Here is a 21,136-nt window from a genome sequence, read left to right as displayed (position 1 = left end):
CACCGGCGGGGTGGCGGCCGGGCTGATCTTGCCGGTCGAGGTCTTGATGAAGTCGCCGCCGGCCAGCAGGGCCAGCCAGGACGCCCGCCGGACCGAGTCCAGGGTGACCAGCTCGCCGGTCTCCAGGATCACCTTCAGGTGCGCGTTCCCGCAGGCCTGCTTGACCGCCACGATCTCCTCGAACACCTTCAGGTAGCGCCCGGCCAGGAACGCGCCCCGGTCGATCACCATGTCGATCTCGGTCGCGCCGGCCGCGACCGCCTCGGCGACGTCGACCAGCTTGGTGGCCAGGGCCGCCCGACCGGACGGGAAGGCTGTGGCGACCGAGGCCACCTGCACCCCGGTGCCGCGTACCGCACGGACGGCCACCTCCACCAGGTCGGGGTAGACGCAGACCGCGGCGACGGACGGCACGCTCGGGTCCGACGGGTCCGGCCGGATCGCCTTGGCGCACAGCGAGCGCACCTTGCCCGGACTGTCCGAGCCCTCCAGCGTGGTCAGGTCCACCATCCGGATGGCGGTGTCGATCGCCCATGCCTTGGCGGTGGTCTTGATGCTGCGGGTCGCCAGTGCCGCGGCACGCGCCTCGGCGCCCACCTGGTCGACGCCCGGCAGGCCGTGCAGGAATCGGCGCAGCGAGGCGTCGTCGCGACTGGCGTCGGCGAGGCCCGAGGCTGCTGGCTGGCTCAGGGTGAGGCTCACGGGGGCCAGTCTAGGTCGTGCGCCGGTACCGCGTCGTGCCTCGGCGAACCGGCGGCGGACCGGCGGGTGCCGCCGCTAGGCTCTGCCGCGTGCAGACCGTCGTCGTGGACCATCCGATCGTGCGAACCCGCCTGTCCGTGATGCGGGACGAGACCAGCAGCAACGCCGAGTTCCGGGCGGCGCTGCGCGAGCTTGCCACCCTGCTGGTCTACGAGGCCACCCGGGAGCTGCCGGTCACCCAGCTGCCGATCCGCACCCCGGTCGCCGAGACCATGGGCACCACGCTGGCCAATCCACCGCTGCTGGTCCCGGTGCTGCGGGCCGGGCTCGGCATGGCCGAGGCGGCCTTCAACCTGCTGCCGGAGTCCCAGATGGGCTTCGTCGGGCTGGCCCGCGACGAGCAAACCCACCTGCCGGCCGCCTACATGGCCTCGCTGCCGGACTCCCTCGCCGGCCGGCCGGTGCTGGTGCTGGACCCGATGCTGGCCACCGGTGGCTCGCTGGTGCACTGCTGCGAGCTGCTGGCCTCGCGCGGGGCCAGCGACATCACCGTCATCTGCGCGCTGGCCGCCCCCGAGGGCATCGCGGCCGTGGAGCGCAGCGGGCTGGCCGGCCGGCTGTTCACCGCCAGCGTCGACGAGGGCCTCAACGCCAACGCCTACATCGTCCCGGGCTTGGGCGACGCCGGCGACCGGCAGTTCGGGCCGCGTTAGCGCCGGTTGCCCGGCCGCCGTTTTGCTTGCGGTCGCAAAAGTCATTGCAGCCTGCGGTATCAGCTGGCATGTTTGACCACTCCTCAGCTCGGTCCTAGCCAGATCCTCAGCTGAGTCCTATAGATGAGTGGTCACATCTGACCGTCCTGGCAGGCGAGTGCCGTGCAACGTTTGCGCGGGGCACGGCGTCATAGCCAGTAGGCAGCCGGTGGCGAACGTCAGGAGCTCGTTGTGTTCGAAGAGGTACCCCGCGAGCGCCGCGGCGTGGCCCGGTGGCTGCTGGCCCACCCGGTCGGGTTCGGCCCCTTCGTGCTCCGGCCGCTCGCCGTGGGCCCGTTCGTGCTCGGCGGCGGCGTGCTGCTCGCCGCGGTCGGCGGCTCGGTGGCGGTCGCCGCGGCGGCCACCGTCCTCACCGCCTCGGCGATCGGCTCGAACGACGTGCCGCCCCGCCCGCAGCATGTGGTGGCCGCTGCCAGCCCGTCGCATGCCGCCCCGGCCCGGCCGCAGGTTTCCCGGCCGGCCGCCACTGCCTCTGCCACCAGCCTGCCGGCCGCCGGCCAGTCGAGCGCTGCCGCGGCGTCCGGCACCGCCGCTGCGGCAACCACCGCTGCCCGGACGGCTCCCCGGGCACCTGCCGGCAGCGCCACCGCGGCGCCCGCACCGTCGTCGGCCGGTCCGTCCGTCCCCGCCGGGCCGCCGGCCGGCGGCCCGGGAACCCCGGCGCCGTCGAGCAGCGGGCCGCTCGGCAACGCGGTGATCCACCTCAGTGGCTACGACCCGGCCACCGGCCGGTTCTCCTACCAGTTCGCCGCCGCCGACCCGGATGGGACGGGCGGGGACGGCTCCGGTTATCTGGTCAGCAGCCCGGACACCTACACCGCGATCCTGGCCCCGACCGCCTCGATCGTCTCCGGAGGCAGCCTCTGTCCACCGGCCGGCAGTGCCTGCACGCCGGATCAGCTGATCGCCGCGGCCGATACCGGCTTGTTCGCCGAGGTGGCCATCGACGTCACCGGCACCCTGCGGTCGGTCGTCGAGGTCGGCAAGCAGCCGGTACCCGCCGCGCTGGCACCGGCGCCGAGCACCAGCGCGTCGCCGGCCGGTGGCCACTGGCCGCATTCGGGTGGCAGGTCGTCGGCGCCGGCTGCCGACCGGGCCGGGGCCCGGGCGTCGTGACCGCCTGCTCGTTATCGACTTGATGCCGACTTGATGCCGAGCGGGGCAAGTACCTCGCCTGCATCGGGTGTTGGAATGGACGCGGTGGCGCTTCCCATCGTGACGAAGGTCTCCCGTTGAGGGAGGTGTCTGCCGAAAAGGTGTTCATGAGCTCGTTCTCCGGCATCCGCAGCCGACGCCCCGGCCTCGGCCGGGTGGTGCTGCTCGGGTCGGTGCTGGCCGTGGGCCTGCTGCTGGCCGGGTGCGCCGGATCGGCCCGGCATCCGGCCGCGCGGGCGGGAGATCGGTCGACCGGCAGCAGCGGCCCGTCAACCCCGTCAGCCCCGTCGGCCGGCGACGTAGCCGCGCCGTGCCGGCAATGGTCGTGCACCCCCGGGCCGGCGATGCAACTCGGCGACGGCTACTCCGCTCGGCTGTGGTCCAGTGCGGCGCCGACCGCGGTGACCATCCCCGACCGCAGCACCCCGGTGGTGGAGCTGCTGCGCGACGGCCGGCACCTGCAGTGGTGGCAGGGCCGGTCCGGTTTCGGCTGGGAGGCCGCGCTGGACTGCCGTCCGGCGAGCCCGGCCGTCACCGCGCACTGCGCGGTGCTGGCCGAGGTCGGCTCGCACGCCGGGGTGGCGCAGCTGGTGCTGCTGCGCTCCGGAACGCTGACCGGCCCCAGCGCGGCGAGTGTCAGCTTCGACGGCGGCCGGCCGCTGGCCGCCGACCTGGACGGCGACGGCTGGCTGGACGTGCTGGGCACCGAGAACGACTACCAGCCCAACTACGCCAGCGGCCACAACTTCTGGGCGACCTACCGGTTCGACGGCACCGGCCTGCACCGCACCGGCTGCACACCGCGTCCGACGTCGGCCACGCCGCAGCCGGCCCGGCTGCTCACCGGGGCCTGCCCGGTGGTCTCCGGAGGCTGAGCCCGGCCGGCGGCGGCCATGCCCGGCGGGCGGCGGCCATGCCCGGCGGGCGGCGGCCATGCCGTTCAGGAGCCGGCCCGCGCCTCCATGATGCGCACGATCTCGGACACCCGCTTGGTCTTGAGCAACTCGTCGTCGCTGATCTGCAGGTGGTGCCGCTTCTGCAGGATCATCGACAGCTCCACCATGGCGAGCGAGTCGAGGCCCACGTCCTCGCAGCTCGAGTCCGGACGGACATCCCCGGCATTCAGTTCGAGTTCCTCGACCAGGATGCCGACCAGCAGTTCATACATCACTTTCTCTCCTACCCGAGCAGAACGGGCTGCCCACCAGCAGTGCCAGACGATTCCAGCGACAGCAGTCGTTACTGCCCGGCAACGACGTCCACCTCCGGCCAGGTCAGGGTGGTCGCTCCCCAGGTCAGCCCACCGCCGAAGGCGGTCAGCAGAATCCGGTGCCCGGCGGCCAGGTATCCGCTGGCAGCGTTCTGCGCCAGCAGGATCGGGATCGAGGCACCCGCGGTGTTGCCTACCTCCCGGATGTTCTCGGCCGCCCGTCCCGCGGGAATGCCCAGGTCGTGGGCGAGGGCGGAGGTGATGCGGGCATTGGCCTGGTGGGCGAAGAACCGGTCCACGTCCTCGAGCCGCCAGCCGGCCGAGTCCGCGGCGGCGGTGGCCGCCGCGCTCATCCGTTCCACCGCGTGCCGGAAGACATCCCGTCCGGCCATGTGAAAGTACTGGGCCACTCCGGAGCCCGGCCTGTTCTCCAGCACTCCCCGCGGCCCCTCGGCCCCGACCCTGATCAGCTCGCTGTGCGCACCGTCGCTGCCCAGGATGATGTCGCCGATCGCACCGGGTTCGTCAGGGGATCCCTGCCGCAGCACCACCGCCCCGGCCCCGTCGCCGAAGATCGGCGCGGTGGTCCGGTCGTCCGGGTCGAGCAGCCGGGAGAAGGCCTCGGCGACGACCACCACCACCCGCTCGGCGAAGCCGGCGGCGAGGAATCCCACCCCGGCAGCCAGCGCGTACAGGAAACCGGTGCAGACCGCGGAGACGTCGAAGGCCGGGATGTAGCCGAGCCCCAGGCGGGCCACGACCTCCGGTGCCGTCGCCGGGCACAGCCGGTCCGGCGTGGTGGTGCCGAGCACCAGGGCATCGACCTCACCGCCGCCGGCCGACTTGATCGCCCGCTGCGCCGCTTCGGTCGCCAGATCCGCCGTCGAGAGGTCCGGGGTCACCCTCCGCCGCGTCGAGATCCCGGTCCGGCTGGTGATCCATTCGTCGGAGGTGTCGAGCCGGGCGCTCAGGTCGGCGTTGGTCACCACCAGCGGCGGAAGCCAGTAGCCCACCCCGCAGAGGACGGCAGCGCCGCCGCGCGCTCTCCGCCGCGATTGGTGTTCCATCGAAGTCCCGACACTGTCCTTTGTTCCAGCTGCCTTTGACGGATGTACGGGTTGCCTACGAAGCCGTGCGCTTGCTCAGGTCCAGGGCGACATCGATGATCAGGTCCTCCTGGCCGGCCACCGCCTGGCGCCTGCCCAGTTCGAAGAAGATGTCCCGCGGGTCCACCTGCAGCTCGTTGGCGATGTCGAACACCCGGGCCTTGAATCCGGAGAACACCCCGGCGAGCCCGCTCACGATGCTGACCGAGTCGATCGTCGGCGGCTTGGGCATCAGCTCCCGCTCGGCCAGATCAGCCGCGTCCAGCAGGGCATACAGGTCGACGTCGGTGGAGTAGCCGTACCGCTCGAGCACCGGAACCAGCACCTCGAGCTGGGTATTGCCCGCGCCCGCACCGAATCCCCGGGCGCAGCTGTCGATGATGGTGGCACCGGCCCGTACCGCGGCGATCGAGTTGGCCACCGACATGCCCAGGTTGTTGTGCCCGTGGAAGATGACCGGCACATCGACCGCGCCGGCGATGGCGGCGATCCGCTCGCTGACGTCCTCGGGCAGGTAGTGCCCGGCGGAGTCCATGATCCCGACCGCCGATGCCCCGAAGCCCACCATCTGCCGGCACTCCTCGGCCAGCCGCTCGGGGGTGGTCATGTGGCTCATCACGAGCACGCCCTGCGCCTCGATGTCGGAGATGCGGAGGAAGTCCAGGTAGCGTTCCATGGTGTCGCTCTCGGTGCAGTGCGCACCGACCCGCACCACGTCGACGCCGTGGTTGATCGCCTCCTTGAGGTCGTGGATCGTGCCCCAGCCCGGCAGCAGGAACGCGCCCATCTTGCTGTGCGTCAGCTGCTCGCGGACCGTGGAAAGCATCTCGTCGTCGGTCAGCGCGGCCCGGCCCACCTGCAGCGACGACGCGCCCAGGCCGTTGCCGTGGCCGACCTCCACCACCGGGATGCGGGCGGCGTCCGCGGCGGCGGCGTAGCGGCGCAGCTGATCGCGATTGAGCTGGTGGCGAACCGCGTGATGGCCGTCCCGCAGGGTCGGGTCGTAGATCGTCACCGGCCGGGCGGCTGCTGCGGATTCCTGCTTGCCCTCGTTCATGAGCGGGTCATGGCCTTTCTGCCGGCGCACGGCCGGCCGCGTACTGCTCGGCGACGTAGATGGCGGCTGAGTTGATGATGTCGAGGTTTCCCGAGTAGTGCGGGATCAGGTCTCCGGAGGCCTTCACCTCGACCGCGACGAAGGCCTTTCCGTCGATCACGCTGCACGCGGCGATGTCGAATCCGGTGGCGAACGTCCGGACCTCCTCGGCCACCGTGGTCACGTGCTTGCGGATCACGTCGACGTCGAAGTCGTCGCCGATCATGGAGATCGCCACCCGGAAGGTGATGGGCGGCTGGGCGGGGCTGATGTTGAGCATCACCTTGACGTCGCTCGCCCCGGTGAAGGTGCGGACCGCGGCCTGCGTCGTGCTGATGTACTCGTCGAGGTTGAGCCGGCTGGCCCGGCCCACGCTCAGGCTGGCCGCCGTGGTCACCACTTCGATGTAACTGGGCGAGTACACCCGGGTGAGCGCGTGCAGGATGGGAATCGCGGTCTGCCCGCCGCAGCTGATCAGGCTGACGTTGCGGTGCACGAGCGCGTCGGCACCGTTGACGGTCGGCGCGATCATGTGGCCGATCCGGCTCGGCGTCAGGTCGATGACCAGCGCTCCGAGGGCTTCCAGGTGCTGATGGTGCTCGACATGCGACATCGCGTTGGTGGCGTCGAAGACGATGTCGAAGGCCTGCCCGTCAGCGCCCAGCGAGGTGGCTCCGCCGGCGGAGGTCTGGTAGCCGAGGGACGCCGCCTTGCGCAGCCCCCGGCCGTTCTCGTCGCGTCCTACGACCAGCTGGCAGTCGAGGAACTTCGAACGCTCGATCTTGGCCAGCAGGTCGAGGCCGATGAGCCCCGATCCCAGGACGGCAACTTTCAACCTGCTGCCCTCTGCGTCCAGGTCCTCGACCACGTTCTGGTCAGCCATGTATCTCTCCTCCACCGATGACATCGAGACCAGCATGCACGCGGGCCAGATGGGTTGCTTCTCAAACCGTGCGACATCGAATGCCCTGACCGGACAACATGAAAGAGGCCAACACCGGTCCGGGCGGCGAGTCTGAGGGCGGCGCTGGCGGATGCGAGACGCCAGGAGCGCAGGGGAGACGAACGTGGCCGAGGTCGCCAACCGGATGCAGGGCATGCAGCAGTCCGCCATCAGGACCATGACGGCCCGGTGCCAGGAACTGGGTGCCATCAATCTCGCGCAGGGACTGTGCCAGGTGCCGCCGCCTGCTTCGTTGCTCGCCGAGGGCGGGCGGGACTTCGGGCAGCTGGACCACACCTACAGTCCGGCCGACGGCCTGGCCGCCTTCCGGGAAGCCGCCGCTGAGAAGCTGAAGCGGCACAGCGGATTGAGCGTCGACCCGGAGACCGAGATCGTGACCACCATCGGCGCGACCGGCGGCCTGATGGCCACCCTCACCGCCCTGTTGAACCCCGGTGACGGCGTCCTGGTCTTCGAACCCTTCTACGGCTACCACCTGGCCGCGCTCAAGATGCTGGAGCTGCGTCCGGAGCCGGTACGGCTGGTCGCGCCGGAGCTGGAGATCACCGAGGCGGCGCTGCGGGCGGCCATCACCGACCGGACCCGGGCGCTGATCGTCTGCACGCCGAACAACCCGTGCGGGCGGCGGTTCAGCGAGGCGGAGCTGATGATCGTGTCGGCCGTCGCAGAGGAACACGACCTGCTCGTCATCGCCGACCAGGTGTACGAGGACATCTACTTCAAGCCCGCCCCGCATCTGAGCCCGGCAACGGTCGGCACCCTCGGCAGCCGGACGCTGACCATGTCGTCGCTGTCGAAGTCGTTCAGCATTCCCGGCTGGCGGCTGGGTTACGTCTGCGGCCCGGAGGAGCTGATGGGCGCGGTCAGGGTCGCCGCCGACCCGCTGGTGGGATGCGCGCCGACTCCGCTGCAGGAGCTCGGTGTTCGGGCGTTGCGGCTGGGGGACGATTACTTCTCCGACCTGCGCGCGATGTACGACGCCAAGCGCCGCACCCTGACCGAGGGCTTCCGGGCCGCCGGGCTGTCGCCCAACGAACCGGAGGGTTCGTACTACCTGTTCGTCGACTGCTCGGACCTGGGCGTGGCCAGCGGCGTGGAGGCGGCCGAGATCCTGTTGCAGCGAAACCTGATCGGTACGGTGCCCGGCGAGGCGTTCTACCTCAACCCGCCGGAGCGCCCGTACGTCCGGGCCTGCTTCTCGCTGCCGGACGAGGTGCTCGCCGACGCCGTCACCAGGCTGGCCAACGGCAGGTAGCCCGGGCGGCACACCAGCCGCGGCCCGGCGCGCCCGGGCGGATGCTTCGACGAACACGGCCTGCGCTGCCGACCGGATGTCCTCCGGCACGCAGCGCAGGCCGTGTTTCGCCAGCGCACCCAGCAGCTCGGTCAGGTCCGCAGGTAGGAGGCGCCGTTCAGGTCGAGCACCGTGCCGCTGGCCCACTCCGCCTGGGCGGAGGCGAGGTAGAACACCCCGGCGGCGATCTCGTCGGGCTGGCCGACCCGGCCGAACGGGCTCTGCGCCCTGATCGAGTCACCTTCCGGCGACTCGAGGAAGGGCCTGGCCATGGGTGACTCGGTGAAGCCGGGTGCCACGGCGGTGACCGCGATCCGGTGCGGCGCCAGCGCGATCGCCAGCGACTGGGTGAGGGAGTTCAGCCCTGCCTTGCTGGCCCCGTAGGCCGGCCCGGTCGGCTCGCCGCGGAACGCGCCCCGCGAGGTGACGTTGACGATCCGGCCGCCGCGGTCCTTCATGTGCTGGACGGCGCACCAGGTCACGTTGGCCGCGCCGATCAGGTTGACCCCCAGGGTGGTCTGCCAGTGCTCCTGCCAGTCCTGGTAGCTCACCTCGGTGAGCGGGTGCGCGGTGAAGACGCCGGCGTTGTTGACCAGCACGTCCAGGCCGCCCAGCTGCTCGACGGCCGAGTCCACCGCCGACAGCACGGCAGCGCTGTCGGTCAGGTCGACCTCCACGACGACATGCCCGCTGCCGTCGAGCTCGGCCAGCACCTTCTCGGCGGTGTCGCTCGGGAGCTTGTCCAGGATCGCCACCCGGTCACCCGCCGCGGCGAACCGCTTCGCGATGGCCCCTCCGATACCGCGGGCCGCGCCAGTGACGAGGACCGCGCGGCCAGTGGCTGACTCGTTGGTGGTGACCAAGGCTCATTCTCCTTCGTGGTGGGACAGCAACATCGGTTCGCCGCTGGGGTGCGTAGCGTCTGGAGAGTCAATCAAGTCCGAACCCGGCCGGCGTATTCGTGAGTGCGGTACGGATGAAAACCCCTGCCCGCGGCACCGCATTGCCCTGGCGGACAGCTACCCGAGCTGCTCGAGCACGAGCTTGGCCAGCTCCGGCGTCACCGCATCGGGCTTCTCCAGCGGCGGTGGCGGGGTGATGCGGCAGCGCCCGGGAGCCGTGCCCGGCAGCACGAAACCCGGTTCGTCGGTCAGCACCGAGACCGTGACCCCATCGGCGGGAATCTGGGCCGGCTGGTCGTTGCGGCAGGCCAGCAGGAAGGAGACCCAGCCGCGATAGGTGGTCAACAGGTCGGTGAAGGCCGGCTGGTCCGGGTCCAGGTCGAGCCGGGTGGCCAGGTCGACCAGCCCGGTGCGGAAGATCTTCTCGATGCCCGCCACGCAGTCCTGCGGATCGCCTTCCAGGTCGGGACAAGCCCGGCCGCTGGCACCGAGCTTGCCCTGGAACTCCGCGAACCGTTCCGTGACGTGTTCGGTGCCCGGCCAGCTCGGCTGCACCAGGACGGCGGTGACGTCCCGGGTGCCGGCCAGCAGGTTGGCGACCCGGATGCCCAGGCCGGTGGCGCTGCAGTGACCCACCACGAACACCTGTTGGCCCGAGGTCTCGGAGGATTCGAACGCGGCGGCGGATTCCTCGGCCATCTCCGGCACGGCGGCGTAGCGCCGCTCCCCGGTCAGTGCGCCGAGCGGATCCAGCTGGTAGATCCGCCGGTCGGGGGCTGCGTCACTGAGCAGTTGGCTGAGCCGGGGTGCTCCGTTGAACGCCTGGAAGTCGGCGACCAGGATGGCGGGCCCGTCCCCGTCAGTGAGCTGGCGGCAGATCTGCCCGGCCTCAGCGGAGGATCGCATCGGGAGTTCCCTTCCGGCGTCTGGGTGGCAGGCGCTCGATACGCCGGGCGAGCAGCCGATCGGCGATGAGGACCAGAGTGCTGGCCCCGGGACGGCCGTGCATCCTTAGCCTTGCCGTCGCCCGGGGGATCTGCGCAAGCGGAGAGGTAGCCGGCACGCCCGGGCCTGCGAAGGTTTCCCAAGACCTTGGGGAGCGTTCGTAGAAGAGAGGTGGGCGGGGAATGGTTGCTGCTGCGGTCCAGGATGTGCGGGAGGTGCTGGCCGGGTATCCGGGGCTGGCCGATCTCGTGGTCCGTACCCATGAGCAGGAACCGCTGGGGCAGGTGTTGGTGGCCTACGTGGTGCCCGCTGGGGCGGGGTTGAATCTGGCCGAGTTGCACAAGTACGCCCGCCGGGAACTGCCGGCTGCCCTGGTGCCGGCCGCGTTCGTGGTGGTGGAGGCCATTCCGGCCGACGGTGCCGGGTTGCCGGCACCTGACCTGCGCGGGTTGGCGCGCTACCGGGCGCCGGAGACCCCGCGGCAGGAGGTGCTGTGCGCGATCTTTGCCGATGTGCTGGCCCGGCCGCGGTGCGGGGTGGATGACAACTTCTTCGCCCTGGGTGGTGAGTCGATCGATGCGATGTTGATCGCGGGCCGGGCCAGCCCGGTGATCGGGCAGGAGATCTCGATCGATGACCTGTTCGACGCGCCCACCGTCGCCGAACTCGACCAGCTCCTGGACAACTGACCGGCCCTGGTCGCGCCTGCTCGCGAATTGCCCTGTAATCGAAGCAAAACTGGGTCGTTCAATGCGTTCTGTTGGACGGCCGACGCCAGCCCCTGTGCATGGGCAGTGGCAAAGATGTGCCGGTTACCCCGGCCGGGCAGGCTGGTCAGCGAGCCGCCCGAGGCGGTGCGGGGAACCGTGTCCGGGCGAGGCTGCCGCCCGGTTCGTGCCAAGCGGAATGAGGTTGCTGTGACCAATCCCTTCGAGGACGCCGACGCCCAGTACCTGGTGCTGGTCAACGACGAGGGGCAGCACAGTATCTGGCCCGCCGGCATCGCGGTTCCGGACGGCTGGACCGCCGTGCACGGTGCCGACTCCCGCGCGAGCTGCCTCGGCTACGTCGAAGAGCACTGGACGGACATGCGGCCCGCCAGCCTGGTGCGGGCCGAGCAGGCGTGAGTGAGGTGGAAGGGCTGACCGCGGCTGAACCGAACCCGGTCGCCACCCGGTGGACGAACAGCGCGCCGGATGTGCCCACGGTGGTGTTTCCCGACCTGTTCACCGCCCAGGTGGCCCGGACGCCCGCCGCGCCGGCGGTCGTCCAGGGCGGGGCGTCCTGGCCCTATGCCGAGCTCGATGCCTGGTCCAACCAGCTGGCCCGGCACCTGATCTCCCTCGGCGCCGGGCCGGAACGGCTGGTTGCGGTGGCACTGCCGCGGTCGGCGGAGATGGTCGCCGCGGTGCTGGCCGTGGTCAAGGCCGGGGCCGCCTACCTGCCGGTCGATCCCGGGTACCCGGCGGACCGGATCGAGTTCATGCTCACCGACGCAGCGCCCGGCCTGCTGATCAGCGACCGGGCCACCTCGGCGCGGCTGCCGGACGTGGCGGGCATGACGGTGCTCGACATGGACGACCCGCGGCTGGCCGCGGCGGTGGCCCGGCTGGACGGCAGCGCGGTGGCCGACGCGGACCGGCTGGCGCCGTTGCGTCCTGCCCATCCGGCCTACGTGATCTACACCTCCGGCTCCACCGGCCGGCCCAAGGGCGTGGTGGTCAGCCATCAGGGCGTGGCCAGCCTGTCCGCGTTCCTGATCAACACGCTGGGGATCGGGCCGGAGTCGCGGGTGGGCCAGGTGGCTTCGCTGAGCTTCGACGCGGCGGTCATGGAACTGCTGATGTCGTTGCCGGCCGGAGCGGCCCTGGCTCTGCCCGAGCCCGGCCCGCTGGCCGGGGAGATGCTGGCCGATGCGCTGACCAAGCTGCGGGTCAGCCATGCGCTGATCGGACCGGCCGCCCTGGCCGGGGCAACTCCGCAGCAGTTGGCCGGGCTGGAATGCCTGATGGTCGGTGGTGAAGCCTGCTCGGGCGAGATCGTTGCCGAGTGGTCGCGGGACCGGCGGATGTTCAACGCCTACGGCCCGACCGAGGCGACGGTGGTGGCCACCATGAGCGGGCAGCTGTCGGGAGCGGACACCCCGCCGATCGGCGGCCCGATCTGGAACATGCGCGGGTACGTGCTGGACGGGCAGCTGGCTGCGGTGCCGCCGGGAGTGGCGGGGGAGCTGTACCTGGCTGGACCGGGCCTGGCGCGGGGCTACCTGAACCAGGCCGGGCTGACCGCCGAGCGGTTCGTGGCCTGCCCGTTCGGAACCGGCGAGCGGATGTACCGGACCGGTGACCTGGTGCGGTGGCGCGCCGACGGCGACCTGGAGTACCTGGGCCGGGTGGACGAGCAGGTCCAGGTCCGCGGGTTCCGGATCGAGCCGGCCGAGATCGAGACGGTGCTGGCCGCCCAGCCCGGCGTGGGCCGGGCGGTGGTGATCGCCCGGGAGGACCGTCCGGGAGACAAGCGGCTGGTCGGTTACGTGGTGCCCACGCCCGGCAGCCAGCTGGACCCGGCCGGGATCCGGGCCGCCGCGGCCCGGGTGCTGCCGGTCTACATGGTGCCCGCCGCGGTCGTGCTGCTGGATTCTTTGCCGTTGACGGCGAACAGGAAACTCGACCGGCGGGCACTGCCGGCGCCGACCTTCGCGGCCGGCGAGGGCCGGGAGCCGTCCACTCCCGCCGAGGCGCTGCTGTGCGACCTGGTCGCCCAGGTGCTCGGTGTGCAGCGGGTCGGCGTGGACGACAGCTTCTTCGACCTGGGCGGGCACTCGCTGCTGGTGACCCGGCTGATCAGCCGGGTGCGCTCGGTGCTGGGGGTGGAGCTGGGCATCCGGGCGGTGTTCGACAACCCCACGGTGGAACAGCTGGCCCGCGCGCTGGACGAGGCCGGGCAGGCCCGACCGCCGCTGGTGCGGGCGGACCGGCCGGAACGGCTGCCGTTGTCGTTCGCCCAGCAGCGGCTGTGGTTCCTGGGTCAGCTGGAGGGGCCGAGCGCGACGTACAACGTGCCGTTCGCGTGGCGGTTGCGGGGCCGGCTGGATCCCGACGCGCTGACGGCGGCGCTGGGCGACGTGGTGGCGCGGCACGAGTCGTTGCGGACCGTGTTCTCCGCGCTGGACGGGCAGCCCTACCAGCAGGTGATCCCGGCCGGCCAGGCGAAACCCGAGCTCAGCGTGGTCCGGGCCACCGAGGCCGAGCTGCCCGCGCTGACCGGGCAGGCGTGCCAGTACGTCTTCGACCTGACCGCCGAGCTGCCGGTGCGGGCCTGGTTGTTCGCGCTGGGCGCCGAGGAGCACGTGCTGGTGCTGCTGACCCACCACATCGCCAGTGACGGCTGGTCGGTCGGGGTGCTGCTGCGCGACCTCGAGCAGGCATACCAGGCGCGACTGGCAGGCGAGGCCCCGGACTGGCCGGATCTGCCGTTGCAGTATGCGGATTACACGCTGTGGCAGCGCGGCATGCTGGGTGCCGACCAGGATGGCGACAGCGTGCTGGCGCGGCAGGTGCGGTACTGGGAAACGGCACTGGCCGGACTGCCCGACCAGCTGGAACTGCCGTTCGACCGAGCCCGGCCGGCCTACCCGTCCTACCGCGGCGGGCGGGTTCCGGTGCGGATCGACGCCGGCCTGCACGCCGGGCTGGCCGAGCTGGCGCACCGGCACCAGGTGACGGTGTTCATGGTGCTGCAGGCGGGGCTGGCGGCCCTGCTGTCCCGGTCCGGCGCCGGAACCGACATCCCGATCGGTGCTCCGGTGGCCGGCCGCGACGACGAAGGCCTGCACGACCTGGTCGGATTCTTCGTCAACACCGTGGTGCTGCGGACCGACCTGGCCGGCGACCCGAGCTTCGGAGAGCTGCTCGGCCGGATTCGCGAGCGGGACCTGGCCGCCTACGCCCACCAGGACGTGCCGTTCGAGCGGCTGGTGGAAGTGCTGAACCCGGTGCGTTCCACCGCTCACCACCCGCTGTTCCAGGTGATGCTGGCCTCCGACGACGATGCCGCCGACCGGCAGTGGCACATCCCGGGCCTGCTCGCCCAGGACGAGCCGCTGGCCGTGGAGGCGGCCAAGTTCGACCTGTCGCTGACCTTCCGGCAGCGGCACGCGGCGGACGGCACCCCGGACGGGATCGACGGCACCCTGGAGTACGCGGCTGACCTGTTCGACCCCGGCACCGTGCAGGCGCTGGCCGGGCGGCTGGTCCGCTTGTTGGACCAGGTCGCCAGCGATCCGGAGCTGCGGGTCAGCGGCGTGGACCTGCTGGCGCCGGCCGAGCGGGAGCTGGTCACCACCCGGTGGAACGACACGGCGCGGGACGTGCCGGTGCTGGCGCTGCCGGAGCTGGTCGCGGCACAGGCGGCGCGCACGCCGGACGCGGAGGCGGTGGTGTGCGGCACCGTGTCGTGGACGTATGCCGAGCTCGACGCCTGGTCGAACCGGCTGGCGCGGTACCTGGTGGGGCTGGGCGCCGGGCCGGAGCGGCTGGTGGCGGTTGCCCTGCCGCGGTCGGTGGAAATGATCGGCGCGGTGCTGGCCGTGGTCAAGGCGGGTGCTGCCTACCTGCCGATCGACCCGACGTACCCGGCAGACCGGATCGAGTACATGCTCACCGACGCGGCTCCGGTCGCGGTGCTCACCAACCGGCAGACCGGATCGAAGCTGCCCTTCTCCGACCGGCACGTCCTCCTCGACGACCCGGACCGGGCGGCGGCGCTGGCCCGGCTGGACAGCAGCGGGGTTACCGACACCGACCGGCTGGCGCCGTTGCGGATCGCCCACCCGGCCTACGTGATCTACACCTCCGGCTCCACCGGCCGGCCCAAGGGCGTCGTGGTCAGCCACCGGGGCCTGGCGAACTTCGCCGCCTACCTGGTCGACGCCTTCCGGACCGGGCCGGGCTCCCGGTTCGCGCAGCTGATCTCGCTGAGCTTCGACATGTCGCTGGTGGAGGTGCTGTCGTCGTTGACCTCCGGTGCGGCCCTGGTCATTCCCGAACAGGGATCGCTGGCCGGAGCGGTGCTGGCCGAGACGTTGCGGGAATTGCGGATCACCCATGCGATGGTGGCGCCGGCTGCCCTGGCCGGGGCGGCACCCGAGCAGCTGGCGGGCGTGGAATGCATGATGGTCGGTGGCGAGGCCGTCTCGGCCGAGCTGGTCACCACCTGGGCACCGGGCCGGCGGCTGTTCAACGGTTACGGGCCGACCGAGGCGACCATCGGCGCGTCGGTGAGCCCGCCGCTGTCGGCGGGAGACGCACCACTGATCGGCGGGCCGCTGTGGAACGTGCGGACCTACGTGCTGGACGAGCGGCTGGACGTGGTTCCGGTCGGGGTGGCCGGTGAGCTGTACCTGGCCGGGCCGAACCTGGCCCGCGGCTACTTCAACCGGCCCGGGCTGACCGCGGAGCGGTTCGTGGCCTGCCCGTTCTCTCCCGGCGAGCGGATGTACCGGACCGGAGACCGGGTGCGCTGGCGGCCCAACGGCCAGCTGGAGTTCCTGGGCCGGGTGGACGAGCAGGTCAAGATCCGCGGATTCCGGATCGAGCTCGGCGAGATCGAGACCGTGCTGGCCGCCCAGCCGGGTGTGGAGCGGGCCGTGGTGGTGGTCCGGGAGGACCGCCCGGGTGACAAGCGGCTGGCCGGTTACGTGGTGCCCGCGGCGGGCAGCCGGCTAGACCCGGCCAGCCTGCGCACCGCGGTGGCTACCGAACTTCCGGGCTACATGGTGCCCGCCGCGGTGGTCGTCATCGACGCGTTGCCCTTGTCGGCCAACGGAAAGCTGGATCGACGAGCGCTGCCCGAACCCACCTTCACCGGCGGAACCGGGCGGGAGGCGAGCTCACCGGCCGAGCAGAAGCTGTGCGAGCTGTTCGCCAAGGTGCTCGGGGTGGAGCGGGTCGGCGTCGACGACAACTTCTTCGACCTGGGCGGGCACTCGCTGCTGTCCGCCGTTCTCGTCGCACGTCTGGAAGACCAGTTCGGCATCAAGATCAGTCTGCAGGAGTTCCTCGCCAATCCTTCCGTCAGCGGTGTCGCCAGCCGGGCACCGCTGTCGGAAACCGAACAACTCTGACCGCACGAACTACGCCCGGAAGGAGGGGACGAATCATGGACCTGGCCGCGAACGGCATTGCCCTGTACTCGACGTGCCGATCCAGCATCGGTCTCCGCGAGCAGTCCCATTTGGCCAAGCTGGTGGAAACCGCCAGATGGGCAGAAGACGCGGGCTTCCGCGGCGCCCTGCTGTACAGCGACAACACCTCGATGGATGCCTGGACGTCGGCCCAGGCGGCCATCGCCAACACCACCACCTTCGTCCCGCTCATCGCGGTACAGCCGATAGACATGAGCCCGTTCGCGTGTGCCCGCAAGATCTCGTCGCTGGCCCACCTGTACGGCAGGCGGGTCGACATCAACTTCGTCAGCGGCGGGTTCAGCCGCGACCTCACCGTCCAGGCGGACGAGCTAGCCCACGACGCTCGCTACGCCCGGCTCATCGAGTACGTGACGGTCATCAAGAAGCTGATGGACGGCAACGTGGTCAGCCACGCCGGTCAGTACTACAACTTTCGCCGGGCCCGGCTCACCGCTCCGGTGCCCGCCGACCTGCAGCCGGTGTCATACATGTCCGGCTCGTCGGCGGCCAGCGTGCAGGCGGGGGAGGCGCTGGGCCTCAGCCAGCTCTCCTTCCCGGTCCTGCCGGAGGACTTCGTCAGCCCGGACGTTCCCAAGAACAAGTTCGGCACCGGTATCGGCATCGGGATCATCGCGCGTGACGACTCGTCCGAGGCGTGGCGGATCGCGCGCAAGCGGTTCCCGGCCGACCCGGACGGTGCCGAGCGGATGAAGCTGCTGCTGTCGGCCTCGGTGTCGTCCTGGCAGCCGCAACTCGCGGCGGTGCCCATCCCCGACGAAGACGAGGGGCAGGTGTACTGGCTGGTGCCGTTCCGGTACCACCACACCTTCACCCCCTATCTGGTGGGCAGTTACGACGAGGTGGCCCAGGCGGTGGCGACGTACCTGAGCGGTGGCGTCCGCACCTTCGTGCTGGACCTGCCTCAGGAACCGGACGACCTGCAGCACGCGCGCATCGCGATCGAGCGCGCCGCCGCGACCCTGGAGAGGTAGCGGACGGCTACCGGTCAGGCCGGCGGCTCGGCCATGCCCACCGCCCGGGTCACCTCGGCCGCCAGCGCCGCCAGCTCGGCCTCGGCCTGCCGCTCGGCTGATCCGACGACCGCCATCAGCTGCGACTCGTCGGCGAGCTCGGCCCCGCCGGCCGGGGCGGGTCCGGCGTCAGCAACCGGGATGACCAGCTCCAGGTAGGCCTTGCACTTGGGCTCGGTGCCGGAGGGCCGGACCACCACCCGGCCGCCGTCGAAGCGCAGGATCAGCACGTCGTTGTCCGGCGCCAGGTCGGTGACGCTCACCTCGCGGCCCAGCAGCTGCCGGGGTGGCGCGCCGCGCAGCCGGCTCATCGCCTCGCCGATCACCGCCAGGTCGCTCACCCGCCAGGACAGCTGGCTGGTGGCGTGCAGGCCGTACTCGGCGGTCAGCTCCGCCAGCCGGCGCGGGATGGAGGAGCCGGCGGCCTTGAGGTTGGCGGCCAGCTCGGCGACCAGCAGCGCGGCGGAGATGCCGTCCTTGTCCCGGACCAGCTGGGGTGCCACCGCGTAGCCGAGCGCCTCCTCGTAGCCGTACACCAGGTCCGGCGCGGCCCGGGAGATCCACTTGAACCCGGTGAGCGTCTCGGCGAAGCCGACGCCGTGCCGGGCGGCCATCGCCGAGAGCATCGTCGAGGACACGATGGTGGTGGCGTAGCTGCCGCGCACGCCGCGGCGCAGCAGCCAGTCGGCCAGCAGCACCCCCACCTCGTCGCCACGCAGCATCCGCCAGCCCGCCGGGCGATCGGGGCCGCCGGGGAACCGGACGCCCGCCGCGCACCGGTCGGCGTCGGGATCGTTGGCGATCAGCAGGTCGGCCCGGGTGCGCTCGGCCAACGCCAGCGCCAGGTCCATCGCGCCGGGCTCCTCGGGATTGGGAAAGCTCACCGTCGGGAAGTCCGGGTCCGGCTCGGCCTGCTCACCGACCTCGCTCGGGGTGGCGAAGCCGGCCGCGGCGAACACCGCCCGGATCACCGCGGCGCCCACCCCGTGCATCGCGGTGTGCACCACGTCCAGCGCCCGGGACGAGTCGGGCTGGACCAGGCCAGCCACCGCCGTCACGTAGTCGGAGACCAACGACTCGTTCAGCACCCGGTAGTCCGGCGACAGCGCGATCGACCGCACCGAGGCCACGGCCCGGATCGCCGCCTCGATCTCGGCGTCCATCGGCGGCACGATCTGCGCCCCGTCGAAGGCGTAGACCTTGTAGCCGTTGTCCTGCGGCGGGTTGTGCGAGGCGGTGACCATCACACCGGCCACCGCGCCCAGGTGCCCGACCGCGAATGCCAGTACCGGGGTGGGCAGCAGCCGGGGCAGCAGCCGCGCGTCGAAGCCGGCGGCGGCCAGCACGGCCGCGGAGTCGGCGGCGAAGGACCGCGAGCCGTGCCGGCCGTCGTAGCCGATCACCACGATGCCGCCGCCCCGTCCGGATGCGGTGAGCTGGGCCGCCAAGCCGGCCGCGGCCCGGCGGACCACAGCGGTGTTCATGCCGTTCGGGCCGGCCCGCAGCGGACCGCGCAGGCCGGCGGTGCCGAAGACCAGCGGCCCGGCGAACCGGTCGGCGAGCTCGGCCCGGGCGGCGTCATTCCCGCCCTGGGCATGGGCCAGCAGCTCCTGGAGCTCCGCGGCGGTTCCCGGGTCCGGGTCGTCGGCGATCCAGTCGGCGACCTGGCGGTACAGCTCGGTCAACTCGGTGCTCATCCCAGCCCTCTCCCGGCTCGCTCGGCGACCTCGTCGATGCCGAAGGACGCTTCGGTGAACGCCCCGCCGACCAGCTGGTCGCTGGGACGCGGTTCGCCACTGAACCCGGTCGCCGACGGCCCGTCCTGGTACCGGCCGGCGTCGTCGAGCGGCCGGTAACCGAGGGCGTGGCCGGCCTCCAGCGACCACCACCGTCCCGCGTTGGCCGACACTCCCCAGACCAGCGCGAAGCCGAGCCGGTCGGTGCGCAGGCAGGCATCCACCAGCCGCGCGCAGTCGGCCGGGGACAGCCAGGTGGCCATCGAGCGGGCATCCGGCGGGGTGTCGGCGAAGGTGCCGATCCGCAGGCAGGCGACCTGCATGGCGTACCGGTCGACGTAGTAGCGGGCCAGTGCCTCACCGAAGGCCTTGCTCACCCCGTACAGGGTGTCCGGCCGGGGCGGGGTGTCGGCGGGTAATTCGGACTGCCCGGCCGGCCGGGGCGTGAAACCGACCGCGTGGTTGGTGGAGGCGTAGACCAGCCGCCGTACCCCGGCCCGCCGGGCTGCCTCGAAGACCTGGTAGGTGCCCTCCAGGTTGGCGTCGCGGATCACCGGCCAGGGCGCCTCGACGGCCTGGGCGGCCAGATGCACCACGGCCCGCACCCCGGTCATCGCCCGGTCCAGCGCCCGCGGGTCGGTGATCTCGCCCTGCACCTGCTCGATCTCGGCGGCCGAGCGCTCCCGGTCGAAGCCGCGCAGCTGCCAGCCGAGGGGCGGCAGCGTCCGGGCCAGGGAGCGGCCGATCATTCCGGCCGATCCGGTGACCAGGACGGTCACAGCCTTCCGATCAGCTCGCCGAGCAGTCCGCCGGCCCGCTGCGCGGCTGCCTTGCCGGCCGCCAGCACCTCCTCGTGGTTCAACGGCTGCCCGGTGATGCCGGCGGCCAGGTTGGTGACCAGCGAGATGCCGAGCACCTCCGAGCCCTCGGCCCGGGCGGCGATGGCCTCCAGGGCGGTGGACATGCCGACCAGGTCGGCGCCCATCACCCGGGCCATCCGCACCTCGGCGGGGGACTCGTAGTGCGGGCCGGGGAACTGCGCGTACACCCCCTCGGCCAGCGACGGGTCGATCTCGCGCATCAGCGCCCGCAGCCGTGGCGAGTACAGATCGGTCAGGTCGACGAACCGCGGGCCCACCAGCGGCGAGGCGAAGGTCAGGTTGAGGTGGTCGGAGATCAGCACCGGGTCGCCCACCTGCATGTCCGAGCGCAGCCCCCCGCAGCCGTTGGTCAGCACCGTGACGGTGCAGCCGGCGGCCGCCGCCACCCGCACCCCGTGCACCACCGCGGCCACCCCGCGGCCCTCGTAGTAGTGGGTGCGGCCGGAGAAGATCAGCAGGCGCTTGCCGCGCTCGCCTTCCAGCGCCAGCGAGCGGATGGTGCCGGCGTGCCCGGCCACCACGGGCGGGGAGAAGCCGGGCAGCTCGGTGCTGGGGAACTCCACGTCGGCGCTGGCCCGCTCGCTCAGCGCGTTCACCGCAGGCAGCCACCCGGAGCCGAGCACCAGGGCGATGTCATGCCGCTCGGCGCCGGTCCGGCGGGCCAGCTCCGCGGCCGCCTGGGCAGCGAGCTGTGCCGGGTCGGGTCCGGCTGCCGGCTGGTCGGTGGCCGCGTGCTGCATGGGGTCTCCGGTCTGGGTCACGGGCAGAGCCTAGCGGCCACCCGGACGGCAGCCGGGCGGAGATCCGGCCGCTGTGGACGACTGTCGGCTACTTCTCCAGCCGCTGTGGACAACGGTCAGGGCCGCGACGATGGACCTCGTCGAACACGCTCACGAGCCTTGTCCAGGTAGGTCTCGCCGGCCACGCTCCTCCCGTGACCGCCCTGCTCGACGAGGTAACGCTGTTCGGCCACCAGCACCGCCAACAACTCGTCGGGGCCGGCACCGTAGCCAGCTGCCATCACTCTGCCGTCGGTAGCCAGCAGGTCAGCGGCGAAGCCGTCAGCCGTCTGTCGCGCAACGATCCGCATCAGACGAACGTGGCCTTCAGCCTCGGCCAGCAGCGCCGACTTCACTACCTCGTCCCGGTTTCCA

General features: G+C 71.7%; 19 protein-coding genes. 9 read left to right on the top strand and 10 right to left on the bottom strand.

Translation table 11 applies throughout. The features are described from left to right. Nucleotides 1-702 (bottom strand): deoxyribose-phosphate aldolase (gene deoC, locus VLJ82_RS11245; protein ID WP_408663439.1); only part of this gene is annotated, 702 nt, incomplete at its 3' end. A gap of 89 nt (nt 703-791) precedes the next feature. On the opposite strand from deoC, the gene upp reads away from it, so the two are divergent. The 3 genes from upp (at nt 792) to VLJ82_RS11230 (ending at nt 3,505) form a co-directional block, all read left to right on the top strand. Then, on the top strand, nt 792-1,415 hold the full coding sequence (gene upp, locus VLJ82_RS11240) for a uracil phosphoribosyltransferase (protein WP_408663438.1): 624 nt from the start codon (nt 792-794) through the stop codon (nt 1,413-1,415). A 231-nt stretch (nt 1,416-1,646) separates the two neighbouring features. Next, complete coding sequence (locus VLJ82_RS11235; RefSeq protein ID WP_408663437.1) at nt 1,647-2,591, top strand: hypothetical protein; 945 nt, start codon at nt 1,647-1,649, stop codon at nt 2,589-2,591. A gap of 146 nt (nt 2,592-2,737) precedes the next feature. Further along, nucleotides 2,738-3,505 (top strand): hypothetical protein, encoded by a 768-nt coding sequence (locus VLJ82_RS11230; RefSeq protein WP_408663436.1) that lies wholly within the window; start codon nt 2,738-2,740, stop codon nt 3,503-3,505. Between the two features lie 65 nt (nt 3,506-3,570). Here the strand turns inward: VLJ82_RS11230 and VLJ82_RS11225 are convergent, their stop codons facing one another. The 4 genes from VLJ82_RS11225 to VLJ82_RS11210 all read right to left on the bottom strand — a co-directional run bounded on the left by VLJ82_RS11225 (nt 3,571) and on the right by VLJ82_RS11210 (nt 6,925). Then, nucleotides 3,571-3,798 carry an acyl carrier protein gene (locus VLJ82_RS11225; RefSeq protein ID WP_408663441.1) on the bottom strand — a complete coding sequence of 76 codons (228 nt, stop codon included), beginning with the start codon at nt 3,796-3,798 and terminating at the stop codon, nt 3,571-3,573. A gap of 71 nt (nt 3,799-3,869) precedes the next feature. Continuing rightward, nucleotides 3,870-4,907 carry a beta-ketoacyl-ACP synthase III gene (locus tag VLJ82_RS11220; RefSeq protein WP_408663435.1) on the bottom strand — a complete coding sequence of 346 codons (1,038 nt, stop codon included), beginning with the start codon at nt 4,905-4,907 and terminating at the stop codon, nt 3,870-3,872. A gap of 55 nt (nt 4,908-4,962) precedes the next feature. After that, complete coding sequence (gene dmpG / locus VLJ82_RS11215; RefSeq protein WP_408663434.1) at nt 4,963-6,003, bottom strand: 4-hydroxy-2-oxovalerate aldolase; 1,041 nt, start codon at nt 6,001-6,003, stop codon at nt 4,963-4,965. A gap of 7 nt (nt 6,004-6,010) precedes the next feature. Further along, complete coding sequence (locus tag VLJ82_RS11210) at nt 6,011-6,925, bottom strand: acetaldehyde dehydrogenase (acetylating) (RefSeq protein ID WP_408663433.1); 915 nt, start codon at nt 6,923-6,925, stop codon at nt 6,011-6,013. A gap of 184 nt (nt 6,926-7,109) precedes the next feature. Here VLJ82_RS11210 and VLJ82_RS11205 point away from each other — a divergent pair, with 184 nt between their 5' ends. Then, nucleotides 7,110-8,261, top strand: coding sequence for a pyridoxal phosphate-dependent aminotransferase (locus VLJ82_RS11205; protein WP_408663432.1), 1,152 nt, complete (start codon nt 7,110-7,112; stop codon nt 8,259-8,261). A 131-nt stretch (nt 8,262-8,392) separates the two neighbouring features. On the opposite strand, the gene VLJ82_RS11200 is transcribed toward VLJ82_RS11205, so the two are convergent. Together VLJ82_RS11200 and VLJ82_RS11195 are read right to left on the bottom strand one after the other, a co-directional pair. Beyond that, a complete protein-coding gene (locus VLJ82_RS11200) occupies nt 8,393-9,163 on the bottom strand; it encodes an SDR family NAD(P)-dependent oxidoreductase (protein ID WP_408663431.1) in 771 nt (256 codons plus the stop codon). A gap of 156 nt (nt 9,164-9,319) precedes the next feature. Continuing rightward, nucleotides 9,320-10,108: a hypothetical protein gene (locus VLJ82_RS11195; protein WP_408663430.1), complete on the bottom strand. Its 789-nt coding sequence runs from the start codon at nt 10,106-10,108 to the stop codon at nt 9,320-9,322. 221 nt (nt 10,109-10,329) lie between these two features. Here VLJ82_RS11195 and VLJ82_RS11190 point away from each other — a divergent pair, with 221 nt between their 5' ends. From VLJ82_RS11190 to VLJ82_RS11175, 4 genes are all read left to right on the top strand, one after another. Then, nucleotides 10,330-10,836 (top strand): phosphopantetheine-binding protein, encoded by a 507-nt coding sequence (locus VLJ82_RS11190; RefSeq protein ID WP_408663429.1) that lies wholly within the window; start codon nt 10,330-10,332, stop codon nt 10,834-10,836. 228 nt (nt 10,837-11,064) lie between these two features. Next, a complete protein-coding gene (locus VLJ82_RS11185) occupies nt 11,065-11,274 on the top strand; it encodes an MbtH family protein (protein ID WP_408663428.1) in 210 nt (69 codons plus the stop codon). Continuing rightward, the gene (locus VLJ82_RS11180; protein WP_408663427.1) at nt 11,271-16,271 is read left to right on the top strand and encodes an amino acid adenylation domain-containing protein; all 5,001 of its coding nucleotides are present in this window, start codon (nt 11,271-11,273) and stop codon (nt 16,269-16,271) included. Before VLJ82_RS11185 ends, VLJ82_RS11180 begins: the two co-directional genes overlap by 4 nt. 35 nt (nt 16,272-16,306) lie before the next feature. Beyond that, the gene (locus tag VLJ82_RS11175; RefSeq protein WP_408663426.1) at nt 16,307-17,326 is read left to right on the top strand and encodes an LLM class flavin-dependent oxidoreductase; all 1,020 of its coding nucleotides are present in this window, start codon (nt 16,307-16,309) and stop codon (nt 17,324-17,326) included. A 14-nt stretch (nt 17,327-17,340) separates the two neighbouring features. On the opposite strand, the gene VLJ82_RS11170 is transcribed toward VLJ82_RS11175, so the two are convergent. Genes VLJ82_RS11170 through VLJ82_RS11160 form a run of 3 tightly spaced genes read right to left on the bottom strand, consistent with a single transcriptional unit; the run spans nt 17,341 to nt 20,722 of the window. Beyond that, complete coding sequence (locus VLJ82_RS11170; RefSeq protein ID WP_408663425.1) at nt 17,341-19,062, bottom strand: phospho-sugar mutase; 1,722 nt, start codon at nt 19,060-19,062, stop codon at nt 17,341-17,343. Continuing rightward, the gene (locus tag VLJ82_RS11165) at nt 19,059-19,880 is read right to left on the bottom strand and encodes an NAD-dependent epimerase/dehydratase family protein (protein WP_408663424.1); all 822 of its coding nucleotides are present in this window, start codon (nt 19,878-19,880) and stop codon (nt 19,059-19,061) included. The genes VLJ82_RS11170 and VLJ82_RS11165 overlap by 4 nt, the downstream gene beginning before the upstream one ends. Next, on the bottom strand, nt 19,877-20,722 hold the full coding sequence (locus VLJ82_RS11160) for a purine-nucleoside phosphorylase (RefSeq protein WP_408663440.1): 846 nt from the start codon (nt 20,720-20,722) through the stop codon (nt 19,877-19,879). The genes VLJ82_RS11165 and VLJ82_RS11160 overlap by 4 nt, the downstream gene beginning before the upstream one ends. 194 nt (nt 20,723-20,916) lie before the next feature. On the opposite strand from VLJ82_RS11160, the gene VLJ82_RS11155 reads away from it, so the two are divergent. Then, a partial coding sequence (locus VLJ82_RS11155) for a hypothetical protein (RefSeq protein ID WP_408663423.1) occupies nt 20,917-21,136 on the top strand: 220 nt, incomplete at its 3' end.

The organism is Jatrophihabitans sp., assembly GCF_035474675.1.
GTDB lineage: Bacteria > Actinomycetota > Actinomycetes > Mycobacteriales > Jatrophihabitantaceae > Jatrophihabitans_A.
The sequence above is the reverse complement of the archived record's forward strand: the minus strand, read 5'-3'. Positions and strand labels throughout refer to the sequence as shown.

Coding starts and splice junctions, on each gene's coding strand:
- dmpG (WP_408663434.1), bottom strand. CDS start 6,003: ATGAACGAGGGCAAGCAGGAATCCGCAGCAGCCGCCCGGCCGGTGACG.
- VLJ82_RS11195 (WP_408663430.1), bottom strand. CDS start 10,108: ATGCGATCCTCCGCTGAGGCCGGGCAGATCTGCCGCCAGCTCACTGAC.
- VLJ82_RS11210 (WP_408663433.1), bottom strand. CDS start 6,925: ATGGCTGACCAGAACGTGGTCGAGGACCTGGACGCAGAGGGCAGCAGG.
- VLJ82_RS11160 (WP_408663440.1), bottom strand. CDS start 20,722: ATGCAGCACGCGGCCACCGACCAGCCGGCAGCCGGACCCGACCCGGCA.
- VLJ82_RS11175 (WP_408663426.1), top strand. CDS start 16,307: ATGGACCTGGCCGCGAACGGCATTGCCCTGTACTCGACGTGCCGATCC.
- VLJ82_RS11230 (WP_408663436.1), top strand. CDS start 2,738: ATGAGCTCGTTCTCCGGCATCCGCAGCCGACGCCCCGGCCTCGGCCGG.
- VLJ82_RS11190 (WP_408663429.1), top strand. CDS start 10,330: ATGGTTGCTGCTGCGGTCCAGGATGTGCGGGAGGTGCTGGCCGGGTAT.
- VLJ82_RS11220 (WP_408663435.1), bottom strand. CDS start 4,907: ATGGAACACCAATCGCGGCGGAGAGCGCGCGGCGGCGCTGCCGTCCTC.
- VLJ82_RS11170 (WP_408663425.1), bottom strand. CDS start 19,062: ATGAGCACCGAGTTGACCGAGCTGTACCGCCAGGTCGCCGACTGGATC.
- VLJ82_RS11225 (WP_408663441.1), bottom strand. CDS start 3,798: ATGTATGAACTGCTGGTCGGCATCCTGGTCGAGGAACTCGAACTGAAT.